The organism is Streptomyces acidicola, assembly GCF_009377235.1.
GTDB lineage: Bacteria > Actinomycetota > Actinomycetes > Streptomycetales > Streptomycetaceae > Streptomyces > Streptomyces acidicola.
Genome location: NZ_VMNX01000002.1, coordinates 22259 through 44133, shown reverse-complemented (window position 1 = coordinate 44133; position 21875 = coordinate 22259). Strand labels below are relative to the sequence as shown.

Sequence of the window (21875 nt, the reverse complement as noted above, 5' to 3'; positions counted from 1 at the left end):
GGCAGCGCGACGGGGACGTCCTGCCGGGCAGTTGGCGGGCGCCTGCGGGATTCAATTCCGGCAGCCCGGGATGCCAGGGTCAGAGCAGGGCCTAGGCCGTGATGGGCAGTTCGCGGATGCGTCAACCGGTGGTGTGGAAGGCCGCGTTGGCGATCGCGGGCGCCACACCGACGTGTTCGCCGAGCCCCTGGACGCCGAGCGGGTCGGCCTCGCGGTCCTCGCCGTCCAGGCCGTCCGGTCGAGTCACCAGTCGTACCAGGTCCGCCCAGGTGGTCTGGAGGCGCTCGGTGGGGATGTCGCATTCGCCGCCCAGATAGTCCGCCGTCTCGATGGTCGTGAAGGCGAGCAAGGCGTGGGCGAGCATGTCGTGGTCGCCGTCCACTCCCGCTTCCCGCAGGAGGGTCGAGACGTGGCGGTGAAAGGCACGGCCCGTGGCGGAGGCGTTGCGGTTTCGGAGGCGGAGCTGGCGTGCCAAGGAGGCGCCCAGGTCCGAGACGGCCGCGATGCGGCTGATCAGCGCGCAACCGAACGCCGTCAGCCGGTCCGCCGCCGGTGCACCGGGGCCCAGGGGCGGAGGCCCGGAGGTGTAGGCCTCGTCAAACTCCGCCTCGGCCTCGTCGAGGAGTGCGACCAGGAGGCCGTCCCGGTCGCCGAACCGGCGGAAGAGGGTGCCCTTTCCCACTCCGGCCTCTTTCGCGACCGCTTCCATGGTCACGTGTTCCGCGCCGTGCTCACTGACCAGGTGGCGGGCGGCCTCCAGCAGCCGGGCACGGTTGCGGGCGGCATCGGATCGTTCGGCGTCCGCGGCGGCGCCGTCCGACGCGCCCATCAGCCTTCTCCGGTCACACGCACGTACACGTTTCCGTCGTCGATCCGAACCGGATAGACCGGGACGGGACGTGTCGCCGGGGGATCGAGCGGCTTGCCGGTACGCAGGTCGAACCGGGAGGCGTGCAGCCAGCATTCGATGCTGCAGTCGTCGACCTCCCCTTCGGAGAGGGAAACGGCGCTGTGCGAGCACGTGTCGTGGATCGCGAAGACCTGCTGCTCGGTGAGAACGAGGGTGACGGCGACGCCCTCCACCTCGAAGCGCCGGGGAATGTTCTCTTCCAACACGTCGAACGTGCAGAGGTGGGTGTAGCCGCTGTCGAGCATCGTTCTCCTGGATGCATGTGAAAGGTGTCGTGCAACGGCAGGACCGCCGTGCTCGTCCCGGACAGCACGGGGGTGGGGCCGATGGCCCAGGCTAGCGGCGTGGGGCGGTGCCGGGATGCGCCCCTGGTCCGAGTCCGCGTCGGCACATGGAACTAGTACTTCCGAAGGCTTCGTGTGCCACTGGGTGACGCCGCTGGGGCACGGCCGAACCGCGCAGCTGCGACGCTGCGACGGCTCGTGTCATCGAGCCCAGGGTGCCCGCGTCTGCGGTACCCACGTGGCACCGCAGACGCTCTGCCCCCACCGATCAGCGCAGGTGGGCGGTCATTCGGTACCGTCCGGAGGGCACGCGGTACGAGGACACGCCGTCCGTGTGGCCGAGGAAGCGCACACCGTCCACGCGGGACAGCGGCGTCCGTCCTTCGCGGACGGAGTCGGCCGAGGCGGACGGAAGGTGCAGCGTCGCCTCACTGTTCGGGGGCACGGCTGCTTCGTACGCCAGGGTCCTGCTCGCGTCGTCGACCGTCCACTCGCTGCGGATCTCGCCGTACGGCGACTCGTACGTGCTCGACACATGCGTGATCCGGCCCGTGGGATCGATGTGGGGTTGCAGCAGGAAGCGCTTGAATCCGGGGTGGTTCGGGTCTCGGGCGATACCCGCCATGTACGCGTACATCCACTCCATGATCGCGCCGTAGGCGTAGTGGTTGAAGGAGTTCATACTGACCGGGCCGAACCCGTCGTCCTGGGAGTAGGAATTCCAGCGCTCCCACACGGTGGTGGCGCCGTTCTTCACCGAGAAGAGCCAGGACGGCAGCGCGTCCTGGTGGAGCAGCTTGTAAGCGAGGTCGGTGCGGCCCTCGTCGCTGAGGACGGGGGCGAGGACGTTGACGCCGAGGAAGCCGACGGACAGCGTGTTCTCGGCGTACCTGACCCGGCTGCTGTTCGGGTGGGCCGCCTTGTAGGCCGCGTCGTTGCCGATGTTGTCCGCCAGCAGCCCGACAACAGTGCGGCGCTGCGCCTCCGTCTCGTAGAAGCCGAGCTTGAGGACCCACAGCAGCGCCGTCTGACTGTTGTCCTCCGTCTTCTGGTTGGGGTCGGCGCCCGGTTCGATCGGGGAGGCGTCGCCGAGGCTGGACTTGACGGTGACCCGACCGCCCTCGGTCCCGAGGTACTTGGTGATGAACGCCTGCCTGATGCGCCCGAAGAGCTCCTTGTACGCTTCGCCTTCCGACGGCCTGCCGATCGCGAGGGCCATCTGCGCCATCAACCGCGCGACGTAGCCGTAGTAGACGTCGCTCATGAGCTGAGCACTGGTCTTCTGCGGCGCCAGCCAGTCGCCGGTGAGGGATCCCTGTCCGGCGTAGGTGTCACCGGTCTGCTGCCGGATCCAGTCCAGGTAGCGGACCATCGCCGGCCAGCTGTCCCTGACGATGGTTGCGTCCCCGGTCATCTGCCACACGGTCCACGGCACGATGACACCGCAGTCCGCCCAACCGCTGCCTCCGCCCTGGAAGTTGTAGCGTCCGCCCGGGGCGACCACGGTGAACTGCGCCTTGTCCACACCGTAGATGGTCTGGGAGTCGACGACCGTGTCCTGGAAATGGCTGAGGAAGACACCCGTGTCCGCGTTGTACAGGCCGGTCGTGGCGAAGACCTGGGTGTCGCCCGTCCAGCCGACGCGTTCGTCGCGTTGCGGGCAGTCGGTGGGCACCCAGAGGTAGTTGCCGCGCTGGCCCCACCGTATGTTGCTCGCCAGTTGGTTGATGTCGGGATCGTTGGTGGTGACGGTGCCGGTCTCGCGGATCGCGGACGTGGCGACCTTTCCGGTCAGGCCGGTGATCGTGACCGTGTCCGTCGCGGTGACGGACACATAGCGGAAGCCGTAGAAGGTCAGGGAGTCCTGGTGGGTCTCGCCATGCCGGTCGCCCTTGAGGAGGTACGTGCTGGTGGCCTTGGCGCTGCGGAGGTTGGCACGGTAGACGGAGCCCTCGGGGCCGTCGGCGCCGGCGCTGTCGTCGTTGAGTATCTCGCCGAACCTGAACTCGACCTGGGTTCCGGCCGGGCCGCGCAGGGCGTAGTGGGCCACGCCGACCATGTTCTGGCCGAGGTCGAAGATGGCGGTGTCGCCGGTGCGGATCGTGACCGAGGCGGAGGCCGCCCTGGCGGGGTCGGTCACTGTCCGGGCCGGATCCACGACGATGCGGCCCCTGCCATGGGGGCTGCTGCCCTTGCCGGTCACCCCTGTGGCGACGGTGATGGACTGTGGCCGGCGGTCCCAGCGGGGCATCAGGCGTGCCGACTCGGAAGGATAGGCGAGTAGCTGTGCGTCCGGGTACTTGGTGGCGAAGGGGACCCGCTCCACGTCCGACCACGCGGTGTCGTCGAAGCCGGACGACGTCCAGCCCGGCAGTTCCTCGCGGGCGTCGAAGGTCTGGCCGTCGTAGATGTCGTCGGATCGGTAGGGGCCCGTGTCGGTGGCCCTCCAGCCGTTGTCCGGGTCCGTGACGACGGACTGTGACGTGCCGTCCGTGTACTGGATCAGCAACCTGGCCTTGAGGGCCAGGGCGTTGCCGTTCTTCGCGTAGTACGTGCTGCCGTTGGAGACGCGGCCGTTGTACCAGCCGTTGCCCAGGACGGCGGCCAGGGTCACTGTCTGTTCGCGCGCCACGAGGTCCGTGACGTCGTAGGTCATGTAGTTGACGCGTACGTCGTAGTTCGTCCAGCCCGGGGGCAGCAGTTCGATGGTGGTGCCGCCGTCCTGCGGAACAGTGACGTGGTGCCCGTTGACGTATGCGTCGTAGACCCCGAGGGCGGAGACGTAGAGCCTCGCCTCGCGCACCCGGGCCCGGCTCTTGTCCTTCGTTTCCAGGGGGGTCTCGGCGCGCAGCATCGGTGCGCCGGGTGAGTTGGGTGCCTTTCCCTTCATTCCGATCCACTGCGCCCCGTCCCAGCCGGTGACGCCGTCGGTGCTCATGAGGCCGGTCTCGAAGAAGACCCCAGGGGCGGTACCCACCACACGGCCATCCGCGTCCCAGACGGTGACGGTCCAGTGGTAACGGGTCGAGGGGTGGAGGGGCTTGCCGGCATAGCGGACGGCCACCGAGTCGGACGACCTGACACGACCGCTGTTCCAGACGTCGGCGCGGGCAGCGGTCAGCTTGTCCTGGGAACTCGCGACGAGGATCTGATAGGCGCCCTGGCTCCGGCCCCGGGCGGGGGACGACATGCGCCACCCGAAGCGCGGTCTCGTGGCATCCACGCCGAGGGGGTCAGTGCGGTGTTCGACGGTCAGCCCTGACACGGCGCCGTCCTCCGCACGACGGGACGCTGCCGCGACACTCGTGCCGCCTCCCATGGCAGCACTCCCTACCGACACGGCGCCGACCGTCGCGGCGAGCACGGTTCGACGACGGACTCCCGCACTGTCCGTACGAGGGCGGGTTCCCTCCTCGGCTCCGCTGTCGGCACCGTCCGCGCTGTGGGTTTCATGGTTCACACCGTCTTCCTTTCGGTATTCCGGCGATCGTTCAGGCGTCGGTCCAGGTGGACCATGGTCACTGGAACGTTTCATTGGTGCATCGTGGGGTGCCGTCGGCCACCACAGGCGGCCGACGGCGCGATGGTCAGCTTCCGGCCTTGTAGTCGGCGTCCATTTCCTTGAGGAGCTTGTCGGGCGTGGACTGGCCGCTGAAGATCTCCTGGAGCCCGCTGAGCATGGTCTGCTGGACCTTGGCGTTGGGCCACAGTTGGTCCATGAACGGCACCGTGCGGTCCGCCTTGATGAACCTGGAGAATTCACTCAGCGCCGGGTCGACCGCATAGCCCGTGTCAGGGAGCGAGGGAAGACCGCCCTGCTTCTTGACGAACAGGTTCATGCCCTTGGGCGACATCACGAAGTTCACGAACTTCAGCGCCAGCTCTTCGTTCTTCGCCTTGGCGTTGACCCCGTAGCCGGCACCCGCGGCGGCCGGGATGATGGTCCCGGACGGGTCGTCGGTGGCAGGCAGGGCCTTGAGGGTGAACGTGGCCTTGGGGTTCTTCTGCTTCAGGAGGGCGATGATCCAGTTCCCCTGGACGATACCGAGTGTCTTGCCCGTGGCCGCGAGTCGCTGGCCGGCTTCGTAGTTGGTGCCGAGGGGGTTCTTCTGGAAGCAGCCGGTCCTTTCCATCGTCAGGTACTTGTCCAGGGCCGTGGCCCAGGGTGACTCCGCGAACGTGGCCTGTCCCGCCTGCATCTTCTTGTCGAAGTCGCGGTCGTCGCCGTAGACGGTCGTGGCGGCCAGCGCGTACAGGACGATTTGGGTCACCCAGTTGTCCTGGTTGCCCAGCGCGAAGGCCGCGGTTCCCTTGGCCTTCGCGGCCCGGCAGAACTCCAGGAGCCCGGTCCAGGTGTCAGGTGGGGTGAGTCCGGCCTTTTCCATGGCCTGCTGGTTGTAGACGGCGCCGATGCCGTTCTGCCCGAAGACCGCGTTGTAGGTCTTCCCCTCGTACCGGGCGACGGATTTCATCGCGTCGGGCAGCTTGGCGGCCCAGGACTGGTCCGAGAGATCACGCAGGTAACCCGGCTTGGCCAGGACGTGGACGGCGCCGGGGTTGCCGTTGCCCGGCCAGACCGACATCACGTCGGGTGCGGTGCCCGAGGAGAGCTGGGTCCGGATCTGCTGCTGGTACTGGTCGGCGCTGCTGGTGGTGTAGCGGACCTTGACGCCCGGGTTGGCCTCTTCGAATGCCTTGACGACATCTTCGACGGAGCCCTGGTCGATCGAGGCGAGCGTCAACGTCGTGGATTCACCGCCGGAGCCGCCCGCCTTGGTGCCGCCGCCGCAGGCGGTCAGGAGGGCAGTTGCTGTCACCGCGGCCAGCAGGACCGTTGGTATGCGTGTCTTCATGATGTCTCCCTGGGAGAAGAGGCCGCGGTCGTGCGTGAGTCATGGGTGCCGCGTGAGTCGTGGGCGTCGCGTGTCATCCCCGCAGCCCTCCCGCGAAGCCGTTGATGATGCTGCGCTGCAGCAGGAAGTAGACGATCAGGACGGGCAGGATGCTGATCACCAAGGCGGCGAAGATGAGGTTCCAGTCGGTGACGTACTGACCGACGAAGCCCGCGATCGCGACCGGCATGGTCTGCTGGGCGCTGCCGCTGAGGTACAGCAGCGGGGTGAAGAAGTCGTTCCACACGGCGACCGCGTTGAGCACCAGAGCCGTCACGGTGACGGGCTTGAGCATCGGCAGCACCACGTACCGGAAACCCTGCAGAGGTGTGCAGCCGTCGATCATCGCGGCGTCCTCGAAATCGCGAGGCAGGGCGCGCAGGAAGCCGGTATAGAGGAAGACGGTGAACGGCACCTGCAGACCGGAGTAGAAGAGGACGAGGGCCCATGGGGTGCCGAGCAGACCCAGGTCACGCATGGTCTGGTAGAGCGGCAGCGAGGCGAGTTGGAAGGGCAGCACGAGGCCGAGGAGGACCAGCAGATACGCTCCCCGTGACCAGCGTGCCGTGACGCGGGCCAGCGGATACGCGGCGAGGGACGAAACGGCCAGCACGATGGCGACGCTGCAGGCCGTCACCAGCACGCTGTTGGCGAGCGCTCCGCCGAGCGCGCCCTGCTGCCAGGCCTGTGTGAAGTTGTCCAGGGTCGGCGAGGCGGTCGGCGCCATGGGCGAGGAGGTGTCCGACGTCGGCCGTACCGCGAGGTTGACCAGGACGTACACCGGGAAGCCCACGAACAGGGCGGCGGCGATCATCGTCAGTTCCAGGGCGAGAGTGCGTCGGCGGTAGCGGTTCATGACGCTGCCCTCTCGTTACGGGCCAGCACGAGGTACTGCCCGGTGGACGCGACCGCCACGATGATCGTCAGGACCACCGCGAGGGCGATGCTGTAGCCGAACTCGCCCAGCGTGAAGGCGTCTTTGTAGATCAGCGTCGAGATGGTGTCGGTCGCGTGCCCCGGTCCGCCGCCGGTCAGCGCGTACACCTGGTCGAAGAGTTTTATCCCGCCGATGATCGACAGCATCAGGTTGATGGTGAACGCCGGCGCCAGCAGCGGCCGGGTCACCGACCAGAAGCGCCGCGCGGGACCGGCTCCGTCCATCGCCGCGGCCTCATGGATCTCCTTCGGTACCGACTGCAGCCCGGCGAGGAAGATGACCATGGAGTAGCCCGCGAACTGCCACACGATCACCCCGACCACGGCCCACAGCGCGAGGCTCGGACTGCCCAGCCAGTCCTGCTGCCAGTCGTCCAGCCCCACAGCGCCCAGCAGACTGTTGACGGCGCCCTCCGGGCCGAGCAGGTTGCGCCAGAGATAGGCGGTCACGATCGGGGTGATCACGGCGGGGGCGAACAGGAACACCCGGAGGACATTGCGGGACTTGATGGCCGTGTTGACCCCGAGGGCCAACGCCAGGCCCAGCGCGTTCTGTACGACCGTGATCGACACGGCGATGAGCAGGGTGTGCCAGATGGCCTGCTTGGCGTCGGCGTCGATGAACATGTCGGCGAAGTTGCCCAGTCCGACGAAGGAGAAGTGGGGGTCGAGGCCGTCCCAGTCGGTGAAGGCGTAGTAGACGCCGCGAGCGCTCGGCACCAGGACGACGAAGGCGAACAGCAGCAGTGCGGGCAGCGCGAACCACCAGGGCGGGGTGTTGCGGGTGCGGCGTGCCTTGGCCACCGGCGCGGTGCCGGGAGTTCGGTCGTGGTCCGTCAGGTGCTCGTGCGGGGCGAGGATCACAGGCGGACCCCTTCCTTGAAACGTTTCAAGCGGTGGCGCGGTCATGGCAATGTCAGAGCTTCGGAAGGCTCGCACCGCCGGGCGGCGAGCCGGTTTCCACATCTTCGGGATCTGGTCCGGTACCGGGTGCGCGGCTCCGGCTTCTGTGCGTGGGTAACGTTTCCCAAAGGGTGCTGCCAGACCCTAGAGAGCGTCCTGCATGACGTCAAGATGCCGCGCACGCTGCGTACCTGTTACGGCGAGGACGCCCTCCCGGCCAGCAACGACTGATCCGGGTTGATGTGGTGTGGCCTTACTGAGCCACGGCTCCGTCCGTACACTCTGCGGCAACGTTTCCCACTTCGCCGGAGGACACCGCGATGGAGCCGCCAGCACAGCCTCGCCGCGTCACGATCGTCGACGTCGCGCGTCACGCCCAGGTGTCCACGACCGCGGTCTCCAAGGTGCTGCGCAACGCCTACGGAGCCAGTCCCGAGATGCGCGCGAAGGTGCGCCGGGCGATCGACGAGCTGGGCTACCGTCCGCTTGCGGCCGCCCGGGGCCTGCGCGGCCAGACGTACACCATCGGCGTGATGCTGCCCGACATCCGCAATCCCTTCTTCCCCGAGATCCTCGACGGGATCACCGACCGGCTCACGGACACCGACTACCAGGTCTTCCTCGGCCCCGGTTGCAACGGGGAGAAGGAGGAGGCGCGCGTCACGGAGGCCATGATCGACCGCGGGATGGACGGCATCATCCTGATCGCGCCGATCTCACCGCGCGCCCATCTCCAGCGCATCGCCTCCGCCGTACCGACCGTGGTCGTCGGCCGCCACGGGCACTCTCCGGTGTACGACACCGTGACGGACGACGACGTGACAGGCGCGTCCTTGATGGTCGGTCACCTCGCCGACCTCGGGCACCGCCGGATCGCCCACATCGAGCACCACGAGACGGACCCGACGCGCATCGCGGAGATGCCCAACGCCCAGCGCGCGGACGGCTATCGACGTGCCATGCGGTCCCTCGGCCTCGCCGAGGAGATCGACATCGTCTCCACCAGCTACACCCAGCAGGGCGGGTACGAGGGTGCGAAGAAACTGCTCGCGCGCCCTCGCCGTCCCACGGCTGTCTTCGCCGGTGCGGACATCGTTGCCATGGGGGTGCTGGAGGCGTTCACCGAAGCCGGGCTGTCCGTTCCCGGTGACATCTCGGTAGCCGGTTACGACAACACCACCTTCGCCTCCTTCGGTCCGATTTCCCTCACGAGTGTCGACCAGGCGGGCCACGAGATCGGCGGGAACGCAGCACGCCTTCTCCTTGAGCGGATCGCCGACCGTAAGAAGGCACCGGTACAGGTCAAGCTCTCGCCCACTCTGGTGCCGCGCCGGACAACGGCTCCTCCCCCGGCGTAGACCGGCGACTCCAGGACAGGGAAGCCGCGTTCCGCCGCCAGGACTCGTGCATCGCCTCCGACCTCCACCCGAGCAGTGCTTCCGGCGTGCAGCACCGTCTGCGCCTGTTCGCTCACCTCCGATGCGCTGCTGGTGGCCTGCCGTCGACGACGTCAGCGAGAGCTGCGGCAACGCTCTTGTCCACGGAAGTGATCATGGTCTTAGTGCTTTCTTCCGATGCGCGTTGCGCCAAGAGACCGATTCCCGCCGCTCATCGAGTCATTACTGTCAGCCACATGAGCGACGAAGCGGAGAAGACCTCCCGCGACCGCGCGATGGACGTTGTCCGGGGCTACGCGGACCACGACGCCATCGCGGTGCAAGACGCGCTGGCCGGTCTGGACGCCGGCAACTGGATCAAGGTGTATGCCGTGCTGAGTGGTCTGCTGCGCTCCACCATCAGCATCATGGAGTTGACCGGCGAGCGGTGGAAGCTGGACCACCTGGTTCGGCATGCCGACGAAGTCGCCGCCGCAGCCCCGCCCCACTACGAGTTCACCGTCGCCGAGGCAGCGCGGGCGTGGGCCCGCGGGGACCAGTCGGCCCTGCGCACGTTGTCGGGCCGAGACCTCGCGGGGGCAGTACACATGACGGCCGTATTCCTCGCCGTTCTGGGTCTCGCGCTCTGGGGCAGGGACGGATTCCTCGATGTTCTCAGGGCGTTCCACGAGACCGTCACCGCGCTCGTGAACGATCAACCTCTCGGCATCCGACCACTCGCCCCGTAACGTCCACAGATCAGAATCCCGCCTCAGACTCTCGTCGGCTTCGTCGTCGATGCCACCTGCCTGCGAAGCCGGCGAGACCCCCTTGTCTCCTGCCGTGTGGCCGAACCCTTCACCCTTGACCCTTCACAGAAGCGGAGCGTTTCGCGTGTCCAGAGCAGCGCTGAACCCGGCCGTCGCCGGCGAGTTGCCGTGGGATTCGCCAACTCTCGACGGTCAGGAGGCGCCGTGAACTTCCGGACCCCTCTGTCCGCCCTGTTCCCCGGTACGTCCGGCCGGCTCCTCACTGCCCTCGTCGATCACCACACCGCCGATCCAGAGAGGTCGCTGACGCTCAACGAGTTGTCCAAGGCCGCTGCAGTGACGCCCACCCAACTGGAGGCAGCGCTCTTCCGCCTCGGCATACTCGGCCTCATCGCCCCCAGAGGCAAAGGGGAAGCCGTACGTCTCGTCGTACGGCACATCGCCTGGGATGCTCTGCGTCAGCTGACAGATCTGCGCGACCGCATCGTCGACGCGGTCAGCGAACAGGCGCAAGCCCACCTCCGCCCAGCACCGGACTTCCTCGCGCTGAACGGCCCGGTGATCGAAGGAACGGCCTCCCATCCTGCGGATGTACTCGAGCTGATCATCGTTGCCCCGGCCGCTGCGACGGCTGACTGGGAGGATGGCGTCACCGCCCTCGTCGCACAGCTGTCCCGCGATCTGGGAAACCTCGTGGTCCACCGCAGTGCCCATGACACCCAAGAAGCGGAAGCCATGGCCGGGCGGAGCGCCGTCCGCGTATTGCCGCCGTAACGGTGTGCAGGACTGATCCTGGTTCTGTGACTGATGCTTTCCCTCCGTACTCGGGCACACAGCGCGGATGGCGTGGGCCGTCGACAAGCCGGGCGTCGTGCTGCTCCTCGTCTGCCAGTTGCTCACCGGCTTCGCGGCCGCCGTCGTCCTCGCGTTCACCGCTCAGGCGATGACACACAACCTCGCCACCGGCACCGTGCCCGAACGCCTGCAGACCGCCCTGCCCGCCCTGGCCGTGGTGACGACGGCTGCGGGCCTGGCGGGGCTGAGCGCTCTGGTTGGCGCGCTGAGCATTGCGTTGGTCAGAGAGTTGATCCCTGTTTGGCGACGGTATCTGCGGATGTCGTTGCAGAGCGGGCGCCTAGGATCGCCGGCATGGCGCTGCGACCTGTTCAGGTGAACATAAAGGCTCTTGATAGCTCGGCGGTCGGCCGGTTCTGGGCGGAGGCGCTCGGCTGGAGTGCTTACAGCCCCGGCGTGACCACCTACGTCGGACCCGTCGGCGGCCTCGTATGGCCGGACCCGGTCGCCGTCTGCATCGACGTCGTTCCCGTCCCGGAACCCAAGACCACGACAAAGAACCGTGTGCACCTCGATCTCGCCACCACCTCGACGGCCCATCAGGCGGAGTTGGTCGCGCGCCTTCAGGCTCTCGGTGCGACGCCCGCCCACGTGGGCCAGGGCGACGTGCCGTGGACGGTCCTCGCCGACCCGGAGGGCAACGAGTTCTGCGTGCTGGAGCCTCGGGAGATCTACCGGGGCACCGGGCCGATCGCCGCGGTGGTAGTCGACTGCGCGGATCCGCGGGCCGTGGCCCGGTTCTGGAGTGAGGCGATGGACTGGACCCTGCACGAGGTGACCGACGATCATGCGGTGTTGCGCTCCGCCAAGGGCGTCGGCCCTTATCTCGAGTTCCTCCGCACGCCCGGCGTGAAGACCGTGCCGGACCGCGTCCATCTTGACCTGCTGCCGTACCCCGGTGACGACAAGGAAGCGGAGGTGGTCCGGCTGCGAGCCCTCGGCGCCACCGACCTCGACCTCGGCCAGGGCGACGTCCCGTGGACGTGTCTGGCCGACCCGGAGGGGCACGAGTTCTGCGTCCTCGCCCTGCCCTGACACGGAGCCTTGACGAGATCAGCTCGCTCGTCGCCCACAACAGTCAACTCGACAGCCGAAGCGCCAAGTCACTTCATGGCCGCCCGGAATGAGGTTGGTTCAAGGCGCGGGTCAGTTCCCTCTTGGCGGCCCGAACTGCTTCGAGCTGCTCCATCCGTTCCTCAAGGTCTCCGCGCCTGTCAGTGCACGTACGACGAACTCGTCGGCGCCCATGGCCTGTTCGGCGAGCTGCTCGCCCTGTCTCGGGACCGCTGACCGCGCAGGTGACGGGAAGAGGAAGGTCCGGCACCCGTGGCCCGTCTTCCGCCTGCTTCGGCCCCGGCTTGGGCAGCAACGGACAGGGCCTGCGGGTCCCGTCAGACGAGGTCCAGGCCGCGGCGGCCGGTCTCGTTGAGGTTCTCGGTCGTGAAGCGGTCGGTCCAGGTGCGCTCGTAGTGTTCGGCGGGGAAGTCGCTGGGGCTGGAGCCGGTCACGAAGGCTTCGCGGACCTCTGCGGCGTAGCGCTCGTTGCGGGCGCACCAGGGGGCGGCGGGGATGTACATGACGTTGCCCCAGCCCTGCTGGTTTTCGACCGGGGCGACGCTGTGGACCATGTCGCAGTGCCACCAGACCGAGTCGCCGGCCCGTACGTCGGGGATCGGGGTGAGGGCGTGGTAGAGCGTGGGGTGCCAGCGCTTGGTGACAGGGAAGACCTGGTGGGTGCGCACGCCGCACATGGAGTCTTCGGGGACGTCCGGCAGGAGGGGGCGCAGCAGGAGGTAGGCCATGATCTCGGGGATGGGCACCGTGTGCAGGACGCCCTGGTCGGCGTCCATGTCGGACAGGGCGGTCCAGCCCTGGAAGGTGCGGAACGCGGAGCACATGGTGGAGCCGGGGTACTGCGGGCCGGTGGTGCGGTGGGCTGCGTCCCAGGGGTCGTACTGCTCCACGGTGCCGCCGAAGAGGTGGCGGAACGCCTTCTGGTATTCCTCGGTCATCCACAGGTCGAGGGTGCCGGGGTCGCAGTGGGTGCCGAGGCCGGCCGAGTCGGTGCCCGGGGGGCGGCGCCGGATGCGGTCGGGATACAGCGCGTCGCGGTCGGGGTCGAACCACTGGGTGCCGTCGTCGCCGGTGTGCCTCCAGAAGGAGTTGAGGAAGGACTGGACGGTGGCCATGCGGTCGGACTGGCGGGCCTGCATCTGGGCGTGTGACCAGTAGACGGGGTAGATCTCGGGCTTGGAGCCGACACTGCCGAAGAAGTCGTCACCGGGGCCGCGGTAGTTCTCGAAGAACTCGTTGCGTTCCACGTAGTCGACGATGCCGGCGTCCCAGGCCAGTGCCTGCTCGCGTGGGAAGTGCCCTCGGACGACCAGGCAGCCTCGCTTCTTGAGCTTGGCCATCTGGGCCGGCGTCACGGTGCCGTCGGCGATCGCGTCGTAGTCCAGGACGGGCCACAGCTCTTCGCCCCGCGCGCGGTCGGCGTCGATTTCGGCGATGCGGGTCTCGATCCGGCACTCGACGGCGGCGAAGACCTCCTCGGCGGACCGACCGGAGGCTTCGATGCGGGCTCGCAGAACGGGCTTGATCTCTCGGATGGCAGCCGCGAGGTCGGACGGGGGGTCTTCCCAGTGAGGCAGGGCGGTGGTGTGCGGCTCAGAGGCGCGCGTCATCACTGACTCCTTTGGTTAGGACTCCTTACTAGATTGAAGCTAGAGCGCGGCGCGGCTTTGCGCAACACTCCTAACTAGAATGCGGGCATGGCACCGTCGAAACCGTCGCTGGAGATGCTTCGCGCCCTCACCGACGAAAACGTGCTGCGTACACTCATGGACCATCCCCGGCTCACCCGTGCCGAGATCGCGGCGCGCACCGGGATCTCCAGGCCCACCATCTCCGACAGCGTCCTGCGCCTGAGCGCATCCGGCCTGGTCGCCGACACCGGAGAGCGCACCACAGGCCGGGGACGTGTGGGCTCCTACTACGCACTCGCAGCGAGCGTCGGCGCCGCACTGGTGGCCGGCATCACCCCCCACGGAGTCACAGCGGAAGCCGTCGACGCCCACGGCACCGTCCTGGCCCGGTCACACAGCGGCCTCGGCCACAACGACGGCCCCCAGCAGGCCGCCCTCGCCCTGGCATCTGCCGTCGACGAACTCGCCGCCGCGTCTCCGGTCACGTTCCGCACCGCCGTGGTCAGCGCAGCCGACCCCGTGGACCGCGACACCGGCCGGCTCGTGCACCTGCCCGATGCGCCGTTCCTGGTCGGCGACTTGGACCCGCCGACGGTCCTGGCTCCGCATGTACAGGGAGCCGTGTTCGTCGACAACGACGTCAACTGGGCGGCCCGCGCGGAGCACCACCAGGGGTGCGCGGCCGGAGTCGCGGACTTCGTCCATCTCCATCTCGGCGAGGGTCTCGGCTGCGCCGTCGTCAACGACGGAACGGTCCGGCGCGGCCACCACGGCCTGGTGGGCGAGATCGCTCACCTGTGGACCGTGGGCCCGGGCGGAACGGCCATGATGTTCACCGACGTCTTCGCGGCTCTGGGCCTGCGCCGCCCTGCCTCGACCGCCATCGACACCGCCACCCTCACGGCCAGACTCGCCGCCGACGATGACGAGGCAGCGCAGCTGCGTGCCGTACTCGCGCGAGCTGTCGGCGGTGTCCTGTCGGCCGCGGTGGCCCTGGCCGACCCTCGCATGGTCATCCTGGGGGGCGAGTGGGGAGGCCGGGCCGGTATCGCTGCGGCGGTGAGTGAGCAGTTTGCCCGAACTCCTCGCCCCGTCCCGGTCGTTGCCGCGACCCTCACCAGCCCCGAGTTGGTCGGCGCCCGTGCCCGGGCGGTCGAGGAGTTGCGCTCTCTCATCGTCCGCTCAGCTGCCCCGCTGCCGAGCGATGCGACCTGAACGACGCAGAACGGCATAGAACGTCACAGAACGGCGCCGGGAGCGCGTAGCCAACATCCTCGGCCGGTGCAGCAAGTCGCCGGCACGGCACGGACACCGCGCACGCGCCGGCCCCGCGCCCCTGACGGGACCTGCGGGAGTGCTCCTCAGCAAGGGTTCACTCGCTGAGGAGCAGTGATCCACCTCAAGGATGCGGGTTGCAGGGCTGGGGGTTACGGGTCATGCGTTGATGCCGGTCTTCCGCCCAGTGGTCCGTGACTCGGCTGCTGCGGGTCGAGGGAGCGGAATCCTCTGTGCGAGTGTGTCGCCCTCGACGTCCAGGTTCGGCAGGAGGCGGTCGAGCGAGGCGGGGAGCCACCAGGCTTTCTCCCGGGCGAGTGCCATGGTGACCGGGACGAGCGTCAGGCGGATCACGAAGGCGTCGATGAGGATGCCCGCGGCCAGGGCGAACCCGGCTTGTTTGATCATGGGTTGGGCATTGAAGACGAACCCGGCGAAGACGGAAACCATGATGGTGGCCGCCGCCACGACAACGCCACTTGCACGCGAGAAGCCGACGACAGTCGCAACCGACGGAGCGTCACCGTGGATGTGTGCTTCGCGCATTGAGGTCACCAGGAACATCTGGTAGTCCATGGCGAGCCCGTACAGCACGCCGGTGATGATGATGGGCAGCAGGCTCACGACGGGAGCGGTGGCATCCAGCCCTATCAGGCCCTGCAGCCAGCCCCATTGGAAGACGGCTGTGGTGAGGCCGAAGGTCGCGGCGATGGTCAGCACGAAGCCGACCGTCGCCGTCACGGGGACCATGACAGAACGGAAGACCAGGAGCAGCACGATCAGGGAGAGTCCCAGCACGACGGCCACGTAGAGGGGCAGGACGTCGGCGAGCCGGTCGGAGACGTCGATGGCGAGGGCGGTGAAGCCGGTGATGCCGACGGTGGCGCTGCGGCCTTCGCTGATCTGTGTGCTTGTGTCCCGTACGGCGGTGACGAGGTCCTTGGTGGCGTCGTCGTTGGGGCCGCTGTCGGGGACGAGGGTGAGGATGGCCGTAGTGCCGGTGCTGTTCATGCCGGCCAGTGACACCGAGGTCGCGCCCTTGATCTTCGTGAGGTCGGAGGCGACTGCGGCGAGGGACGTGGGGGTGAGCGGTCGCCCCTTCGTGGTGGAGTTGACGGCGATCATGAGCGGGCCGTTGTAGCCAGGTCCGAAGGCGTCGCTGACCAGGTCGTAGCCCTGGCGCTGCATCGTTCCGGTGTTGTAGCTGGCGCCGGAGGGCAGTCCCATCCGCATATCGGCAGCGGGTATCGCGAGGACCGCGGGGATCAGGACCGCGGCTGCGAGCGCCGAGTACTTGTGGCGGACCAGCCGCGCTCCCCAGCGGGCCGTCCGCGGGCCGACACGGTCGGCGGTGGTCGACTGTCGCTGTGCCCGGCGCCGGGCGCGGTCGGGGCAGATGCCCTCCTTGACCAGTCCGAGCAGTGCCGGAAGCAGGGTCAGGACGAGCAGGACGGTGACCGCGATGGTGGCGGCGGCGATGACGGCCATGGTGCTGAGCAGGGTGATCCCTACGACCAGCAGCCCGGCCAGGGCGATGATGACGGTGCTGCCGGCGAAGAAGACCGCGGTTCCGGCGGTGCCCACGGCACGGCTGGTCGCCTCGTGCGCGTCGAGGCCGTCTTCGAGGATCAGCCTGCGTTCCCGGTTGACGATGAACAGGGCGTAGTCGATGCCGACGGCCAGCCCCAGCATCAGGGCCAGGACCGCAGCCAGGGAATGGATCTCGAAGACGGTGGAGAGCGCGAAGGCGCCGCCCACGCCCACCGTGACGCCGACCAGGGCGATGACCAGCGGCAGGCCCGCCGCCACGACCGACCCCAGGGTGACCAGCAGGACGATGGCCGCGACGACGACACCGACGATCTCCCCAACGCCGACGATGTCCGGGATCTCCATCATCGACGCCGACGGCAGGACCTCGAGGCCGCCACGGGCGGCCTGCCGCTCGGCGGCCTTGACGGTGCTCTCTATGGTCCCGGAGGGAAGTTCGTAGGTCTGCTCCTCGAACTGGAACTGCATCAGGGCCGCCGAACCGTCGGCGGACACGACGACCCCGGGCACCGGCTGACCCTTCGCCAGCAACGAGAGGGGCGCTTCCCCGGAGGCGGTCCGGCCGGCCGCCCCGGCCACCGCTACCTGGGCCCGCAGCAGCGGGCTGCCGTCACCCTTGGCCACTTCCTCCGCGAGGGCCTTGCGCGGATCGATGACATGGTCGTGGCGGTAGACCGCGTCCACGGCGGCCAGCAGTGCGCTCTGGACCTCGGTGTCGCCGATGCGGGCGTCATGGGGTGCCTTGAAGACGAGCATCCCCTGGCCTCCGGACGCTTCCGGCAGGGAGGCGGTCAGATCGTCGATGACCTGCTGGGACGGAGTGCCGTCGATCCTCACCTCATTGCTCAGCTTGACCGGACTGGCCGCCAGAAGCCCCACAACGCAAGCCATCGCGGCCAGCCAACCAGCGATGACGAGCCAGGGTTTGCCATAGGCGAACCTTCCCAGCCGGTACAGCAGAACAGACACGGTCCTCTCCCCTCTCGATGTGTCTCCGAGCGCCCCGGCGGGGCATGGAGAACACGAAGCGAGAGACTACTATCAAACCGATAGGGTACTATCAAACCGATAGGGTGCTCTTGAAGGTGAGGACCAGGAGACGGATAGCCTTCGTCGCAGAGCAGGAAGGAGCCACAGATGGCTACCGCCAAGGACCGCGCCCCCCGGCGCCGGGTCGACGCCCGCTCCAGCGTGGAGCGCATCACCGCAGCCGGACGGTCCGTCCTCGGTACGGGTGACGCCTCCCTGGAGCAGATCGCTGCCGCGGCCGGCGTAGGCATCGCCACCCTCTACCGCCACTTCCCCAACCGGGAGGCCATCGTTCGGGCTGTCCTCGACGACATCCTCGAAACCGACCTGCTTCCCCTCATTGAGGGTGCCGCCGACGCACCGCATCCCCGCCAGTCCCTCCAGAGCATCGCCACCCACCTGCTCGACTTGATCGCTCAGGAGAAGGGGCTGGTCAGTTTCGTCGGCAATTTCGCCGACGTCGCGGTGGACGCCCTGCAGCGCTTCAGCGACTCGTTGTACCCGTTGCTTCTGCGCGCTCAGCAACAGGGCGAGATCCGGCCGGATCTCACCGCGGAAGACATTCCGCGCTTCCTCGTCATGGCCATAGCGGGCCTCGCGCTTCCCGGCACCACGCCCTCCCTGCGCGCCCGCTTCGTCGCCCTGCTCTTCGACGCACTCAACCCCGCCAACGCAACTCCCCTACCCTCGCTGCACCCTGACGGGGACGATCTGCGCGTGGCGCTCAGCAACGTGGCACGCACCTGACCGCACGGCCGCTGCCCCGCAGGCTGCCCGGAAGAACAGCCGGCGGCGCATCAAGCCTCACGAAGACCAGTGTTGATCAAGGAGTCCTGCTGCACGGCGACTTGATGCCCAAGCACGTCTGGGACGACCAGGGGCGCCTCCTGGGTCTGATCGACTGGGGGGACGCAATGGCGGGGGACGACGCGTTCCGCCAGTTCCTCAAGGGGTTCGGCAGAGGTCAGGTCGTCCTGCCCCGCGCGGACGGGCGCGGGGCAGCCGCCCGCCCCGCGCCCGTCCGCGCGGGAAGCGCGTCCCGCTGTCACTCCATGGCTATGGCGCGGAGGACGTTCAGGCGTGCCGCGCGCCGGGCCGGGCGCAGTCCTGCCAGGGCACCGGCCGCGAGGCCGACCAGGGCGACCGCTGCGAGGTTGACGGGGGGAAGCGTGAAGGTGAACCCGGTGTCGGAGGCTCCGCCGGCGGCGCGGACGAGTACCCAGCCCAGGAAGGCGCCGAGCAGCAGGCCACCCGCGGTGCCGAAGGCGGCGACCAGGACCGACTCCCAGCGGACCATCGCCCTCAACTGGGGCCTGGTCTGGCCGACGGCCCGCAACAGGCCGAGTTCACGGGTGCGTTCGTGCAGGGCGAGCGTAAGGGTGTTGGCGATGCCGAGCAGGGCGATGAACACCGCGAGCGCGAGCAGCGCGTAGACGAGGGTGAGCATCATGTCGATGCCGCTCGCCGACGACTCGGCGTACTCGGAGCGGGTCTGCACCGATGGCTTGCCGTACTGGGCGGCGACCCGCTCCACCGTGGCCTTGCCTTCGGCCGCGCTCACTCCGGGGTCGAAGGTGACGGCGACGAGGGTGTCGGAGTCCTGGGTGCGGTGCGGCGCCCAGGCGGAACGGGTGATGACGTAGTTGCCCACGAGTTCCGACTGGTCGTAGACCGCGCGGACGGTGAAGGACGGCTTGGTGCCGTCGGTGAAGGCGAGCCGGGCGGTGGAGCCGACGGTGAGGTGCTGCTGGTCGGCGGCCTTGCGGCTGACGGCGATGCCGTCGGTGCCGAGGTGCTGGAGCGTGCCGTCGACCGGGCCCAGGTCGAGGACCTTGCCGAGGGTGGCAGGGTCGGTGATGGTGAGCGCCCGTCCTCCGCCGTTGACGTCGGCGACGCCGCTGCCCAGGCCGACGGCGTAGCGCACCCCGGGCTGCTCGGCGATCGCGGGGGCGAGCTTGGGGCTGAGTCCGCTGCCGCCCGCGCCGAACGAAGGCGCGCTGACGGCGATGTCACCCGCGAAGGACCGCGAGACGGTCTGGTCCATGGTGGTCTTCAGCGATGCGGCGAAAACCGTGAAGAGGGAGACGACCGTGACCCCGATCATCAGTGCGCTCGCGGTGGCCGCGGTCCGCCGGGGGCTGCGCAGCGCGTTGCGGCGGGCGAGGCCGCCGGTGATGCCGCGGAGCCGGTCGAGTGGTGCGCCGAGGGCCCGGACCGCCGCCCGTGAGGCCACCGGGCCGAGCACGACGAAGGCGGCGAGGGCGAACAGCGCACCGAGACCGGCGAGCCACAGGGACGGGGTGACCCATACGCCCGTCAGTGTGCTCGCGGCGGCCAGCACGCCGAGCCCGCCGCCCACGACGGCACGTGACCGGGACGTACCCGACTGGTCGACGGCCGTCTCACGCAGCGCGGCCAGCGGCGCGGTGCGCCCGGCCCGCGCCGCGGGCAGCAGTGCGGAACCCAGGCAGACGACGACGCCGACCGCGAGTGGAAGCAGCAGCGATGTGCCCTTGACCACCAACTCGCCCTCAGGGAAGGGGAATCCGACGGCCGGGAAGAGCGCCTGCAGCCCGGCCGCGATCCCGATGCCGCCGCCGAGGCCGAGCGCAGAGGCGGTGAGGGCGACGGCGGTCGCCTCGACGAGGGTGGCGGCGGTGACCTGGCCGCGCGCGGCGCCCAGGGCCCGCAGCAGGGCGTTCTCGCGGGTGCGTTGGGCGACGACGATCGCGAACGTGTTGTAGATGGAGAAGGTCGCGACGAGGAGCGCGACGCCGGAGAAGACCAGCAGGAAGTTGGTGAAGAGGGTGAGGAACTGGCCGGAGATCGTCTCGTTGTTCTCCTGCGCCGACTCCTGTCCGGTGATGGCCTCCATGCCCTTGGGCAGCACGGGTGTCAGCGCGTCGACCAGCTGCCGCTGGCTGACGCCGTCCTCGGCACGTACCTTGATGTTCGCCGCCTCGCCGGGCCGTGCGGTGAGGTATTCCTCGGCGTCGGCCCGGGTCATGCCGGTGTAGGTCGCCTGGCCCATACCGTCCGCGCCGCCGAAGGTGGCAAGGCCGACGATCGTGACCTTGACGGGGTCGGGAGTGCGCAGGGTCGTGGTGTCACCGACCTTCAGGCCGCCCTTCTCGGCGGCGCCCTTGTTCACGACGACCTCGCCGCTGCGGGCCGGAGCCCGTCCTTCGGCGAGCCGGTAGGGGTTGAGCCGCGTGTCCCGGAGCCAGTTGCCCGCGGTGGTGGGCGGGCCCTGGCCGCCGATCGGTGTGCCGTCGGCACCGACCAGCTGGCCCCGGCCCTGGATGTCGGGTTCGGCGGCGGCCACCTGGGGCACCCGCTCGACGCTCTTGACCAGCGAGACGTCGACGGGCTGCCTCACGCCTTGGCTCTCGCCGGGGGTGGTGATGGTGTCGGCGCTGCGGACGACCGCGTCGGTGCCGGCGGTGGCGTCGCCGAACAGGTTGCTGAAACTCGCGCGCAGCGTGTCACCCATGACAAGGGTGCCGGCGAGGAAGGCGACGCCCAGGAACACCGAGATGAACGTGCCGGCGAAGCGCCTCCTGTGCGCGCGCAGGGAGGACAGGCTGAGGCGCAGGGACGCGTTCACGACCTCACCTCGAAGGCCTTCATGCGGTCGAGGACGGCCTCGGCGGTCGGGGACTCCATGCGGTCCACCAGCCGCCCGTCGGCGAGGAAGACGACCTCGTCGGCGTGGGCCGCCGCGACCGGGTCGTGGGTCACCATGACGACCGTACGGTCCATCTGGCGCACCGCCCGACCGAGGAGGTTCAGTACCTCCTCGCCGGAACGCGAGTCGAGGTTTCCGGTGGGCTCGTCCGCGAAGACGACATCGGGCCGCCCGGCGAACGCCCGTGCCACGGCAACGCGTTGCTGCTGTCCCCCGGAGAGCTGGGCCGGGCGGTGGCGCAGACGGTCCCGCAGACCGACGGTTTCGATGAGGGTGTCGACCCACTCCCGGTCCGCAGTACAGCCCGCCAGGTCGAGGGGGAGCGTGATGTTCTCCGCCACGGTCAGCGTCGGGACCAGGTTGAACGCCTGGAAGACGAAGCCGACGCGGTCGCGGCGCAGCAGCGTGAGGCGGCGGTCGTCGAGGCCGCTCAGCTCGGAGTCGCCGATGTGGGCGGAGCCGGAGGTGAGCGTGTCGAGGCCTGCCGCGCAGTGCATGAGAGTGGACTTGCCGGACCCCGATGGCCCCATGATCGCGGTGAAGCGGCCGGCCTGGAAGCCGACGCTCACCCCGTCCAGGGCCCTGACTTCGGTGTCGCCGCTGCCGTACACCTTCACGGCGTGCTCGACCCGGGCGGCCATGCGCAGACCGGTGGCGGAGCCACCGGGGGTGGTCACGACGGTCACAGCGCACCCTCCTTG

Annotated in this window: 17 protein-coding genes and 1 pseudogene; 8 read left to right on the top strand and 10 right to left on the bottom strand. The window is 68.8% G+C overall.

Going from position 1 to position 21875, the window contains the following annotated elements:
• Window positions 1-121: 121 nt before the first annotated feature.
• The 6 genes from FPZ41_RS01700 to FPZ41_RS01675 form a co-directional block, all read right to left on the bottom strand.
• Entirely contained in the window at window positions 122-829 is a 708-nt protein-coding gene (locus FPZ41_RS01700) for a TetR/AcrR family transcriptional regulator (RefSeq protein WP_152858179.1), read from the bottom strand.
• Window positions 829-1155, bottom strand: a complete 327-nt coding sequence (locus tag FPZ41_RS01695; RefSeq protein WP_152858176.1) for a non-heme iron oxygenase ferredoxin subunit — start codon at window positions 1153-1155, stop codon at window positions 829-831. Before FPZ41_RS01695 ends, FPZ41_RS01700 begins: the two co-directional genes overlap by 1 nt.
• 307 nt (window positions 1156-1462) lie before the next feature.
• On the bottom strand, window positions 1463-4654 hold the full coding sequence (locus FPZ41_RS01690) for an alpha-L-rhamnosidase (protein WP_407698740.1): 3192 nt from the start codon (window positions 4652-4654) through the stop codon (window positions 1463-1465).
• A 127-nt stretch (window positions 4655-4781) separates the two neighbouring features.
• Window positions 4782-6047: an ABC transporter substrate-binding protein gene (locus tag FPZ41_RS01685; protein ID WP_152858174.1), complete on the bottom strand. Its 1266-nt coding sequence runs from the start codon at window positions 6045-6047 to the stop codon at window positions 4782-4784.
• A gap of 73 nt (window positions 6048-6120) precedes the next feature.
• Window positions 6121-6942, bottom strand: coding sequence for a carbohydrate ABC transporter permease (locus tag FPZ41_RS01680; RefSeq protein ID WP_152858172.1), 822 nt, complete (start codon window positions 6940-6942; stop codon window positions 6121-6123).
• The gene (locus FPZ41_RS01675) at window positions 6939-7886 is read right to left on the bottom strand and encodes a carbohydrate ABC transporter permease (protein ID WP_322619708.1); all 948 of its coding nucleotides are present in this window, start codon (window positions 7884-7886) and stop codon (window positions 6939-6941) included. Before FPZ41_RS01675 ends, FPZ41_RS01680 begins: the two co-directional genes overlap by 4 nt.
• Before the next feature lie 359 nt (window positions 7887-8245).
• Between FPZ41_RS01675 and FPZ41_RS01670 the strand changes: the two genes are divergently transcribed.
• The 5 genes from FPZ41_RS01670 to FPZ41_RS01650 all read left to right on the top strand — a co-directional run bounded on the left by FPZ41_RS01670 (window position 8246) and on the right by FPZ41_RS01650 (window position 11961).
• Window positions 8246-9283, top strand: a complete 1038-nt coding sequence (locus FPZ41_RS01670; RefSeq protein ID WP_152858168.1) for a LacI family DNA-binding transcriptional regulator — start codon at window positions 8246-8248, stop codon at window positions 9281-9283.
• A gap of 275 nt (window positions 9284-9558) precedes the next feature.
• Entirely contained in the window at window positions 9559-10050 is a 492-nt protein-coding gene (locus FPZ41_RS01665; protein WP_152858165.1) for a hypothetical protein, read from the top strand.
• 225 nt (window positions 10051-10275) lie between these two features.
• Window positions 10276-10845 carry a hypothetical protein gene (locus FPZ41_RS01660; RefSeq protein ID WP_322619707.1) on the top strand — a complete coding sequence of 190 codons (570 nt, stop codon included), beginning with the start codon at window positions 10276-10278 and terminating at the stop codon, window positions 10843-10845.
• 67 nt (window positions 10846-10912) lie between these two features.
• Window positions 10913-11245: a hypothetical protein gene (locus FPZ41_RS01655; protein WP_152858163.1), complete on the top strand. Its 333-nt coding sequence runs from the start codon at window positions 10913-10915 to the stop codon at window positions 11243-11245.
• The gene (locus FPZ41_RS01650) at window positions 11221-11961 is read left to right on the top strand and encodes a VOC family protein (RefSeq protein WP_152858161.1); all 741 of its coding nucleotides are present in this window, start codon (window positions 11221-11223) and stop codon (window positions 11959-11961) included. Before FPZ41_RS01655 ends, FPZ41_RS01650 begins: the two co-directional genes overlap by 25 nt.
• Before the next feature lie 356 nt (window positions 11962-12317).
• On the opposite strand, the gene FPZ41_RS01645 is transcribed toward FPZ41_RS01650, so the two are convergent.
• The gene (locus FPZ41_RS01645) at window positions 12318-13610 is read right to left on the bottom strand and encodes a DUF1479 domain-containing protein (protein ID WP_152858159.1); all 1293 of its coding nucleotides are present in this window, start codon (window positions 13608-13610) and stop codon (window positions 12318-12320) included.
• A gap of 87 nt (window positions 13611-13697) precedes the next feature.
• Here FPZ41_RS01645 and FPZ41_RS01640 point away from each other — a divergent pair, with 87 nt between their 5' ends.
• Window positions 13698-14846 carry an ROK family transcriptional regulator gene (locus FPZ41_RS01640; protein WP_152858157.1) on the top strand — a complete coding sequence of 383 codons (1149 nt, stop codon included), beginning with the start codon at window positions 13698-13700 and terminating at the stop codon, window positions 14844-14846.
• 219 nt (window positions 14847-15065) lie between these two features.
• On the opposite strand, the gene FPZ41_RS01635 is transcribed toward FPZ41_RS01640, so the two are convergent.
• Window positions 15066-17426 carry an MMPL family transporter gene (locus tag FPZ41_RS01635; protein WP_322619706.1) on the bottom strand — a complete coding sequence of 787 codons (2361 nt, stop codon included), beginning with the start codon at window positions 17424-17426 and terminating at the stop codon, window positions 15066-15068.
• Window positions 17427-17594: 168 nt separating this feature from the next.
• Here FPZ41_RS01635 and FPZ41_RS01630 point away from each other — a divergent pair, with 168 nt between their 5' ends.
• The gene (locus FPZ41_RS01630) at window positions 17595-18233 is read left to right on the top strand and encodes a TetR/AcrR family transcriptional regulator (protein WP_152858155.1); all 639 of its coding nucleotides are present in this window, start codon (window positions 17595-17597) and stop codon (window positions 18231-18233) included.
• A pseudogene (locus FPZ41_RS50125) lies at window positions 18230-18400 on the top strand (phosphotransferase); the annotation flags it as partial. The gene FPZ41_RS01630 and the pseudogene FPZ41_RS50125, both read left to right, overlap by 4 nt.
• A gap of 131 nt (window positions 18401-18531) precedes the next feature.
• Here the strand turns inward: FPZ41_RS50125 and FPZ41_RS01620 are convergent.
• Together FPZ41_RS01620 and FPZ41_RS01615 are read right to left on the bottom strand one after the other, a co-directional pair.
• Entirely contained in the window at window positions 18532-21093 is a 2562-nt protein-coding gene (locus tag FPZ41_RS01620; RefSeq protein WP_322619705.1) for an ABC transporter permease, read from the bottom strand.
• Window positions 21090-21815: an ABC transporter ATP-binding protein gene (locus FPZ41_RS01615; protein WP_152858342.1), complete on the bottom strand. Its 726-nt coding sequence runs from the start codon at window positions 21813-21815 to the stop codon at window positions 21090-21092. The genes FPZ41_RS01620 and FPZ41_RS01615 overlap by 4 nt, the downstream gene beginning before the upstream one ends.
• Window positions 21816-21875 lie beyond the last annotated feature (60 nt).

Coding starts and splice junctions, on each gene's coding strand:
- FPZ41_RS01700 (WP_152858179.1), bottom strand. CDS start 829: ATGGGCGCGTCGGACGGCGCCGCCGCGGACGCCGAACGATCCGATGCC.
- FPZ41_RS01695 (WP_152858176.1), bottom strand. CDS start 1,155: ATGCTCGACAGCGGCTACACCCACCTCTGCACGTTCGACGTGTTGGAA.
- FPZ41_RS01685 (WP_152858174.1), bottom strand. CDS start 6,047: ATGAAGACACGCATACCAACGGTCCTGCTGGCCGCGGTGACAGCAACT.
- FPZ41_RS01680 (WP_152858172.1), bottom strand. CDS start 6,942: ATGAACCGCTACCGCCGACGCACTCTCGCCCTGGAACTGACGATGATC.
- FPZ41_RS01670 (WP_152858168.1), top strand. CDS start 8,246: ATGGAGCCGCCAGCACAGCCTCGCCGCGTCACGATCGTCGACGTCGCG.
- FPZ41_RS01665 (WP_152858165.1), top strand. CDS start 9,559: ATGAGCGACGAAGCGGAGAAGACCTCCCGCGACCGCGCGATGGACGTT.
- FPZ41_RS01655 (WP_152858163.1), top strand. CDS start 10,913: ATGGCGTGGGCCGTCGACAAGCCGGGCGTCGTGCTGCTCCTCGTCTGC.
- FPZ41_RS01650 (WP_152858161.1), top strand. CDS start 11,221: ATGGCGCTGCGACCTGTTCAGGTGAACATAAAGGCTCTTGATAGCTCG.
- FPZ41_RS01645 (WP_152858159.1), bottom strand. CDS start 13,610: ATGACGCGCGCCTCTGAGCCGCACACCACCGCCCTGCCTCACTGGGAA.
- FPZ41_RS01640 (WP_152858157.1), top strand. CDS start 13,698: ATGGCACCGTCGAAACCGTCGCTGGAGATGCTTCGCGCCCTCACCGAC.
- FPZ41_RS01630 (WP_152858155.1), top strand. CDS start 17,595: ATGGCTACCGCCAAGGACCGCGCCCCCCGGCGCCGGGTCGACGCCCGC.
- FPZ41_RS01615 (WP_152858342.1), bottom strand. CDS start 21,815: ATGGCCGCCCGGGTCGAGCACGCCGTGAAGGTGTACGGCAGCGGCGAC.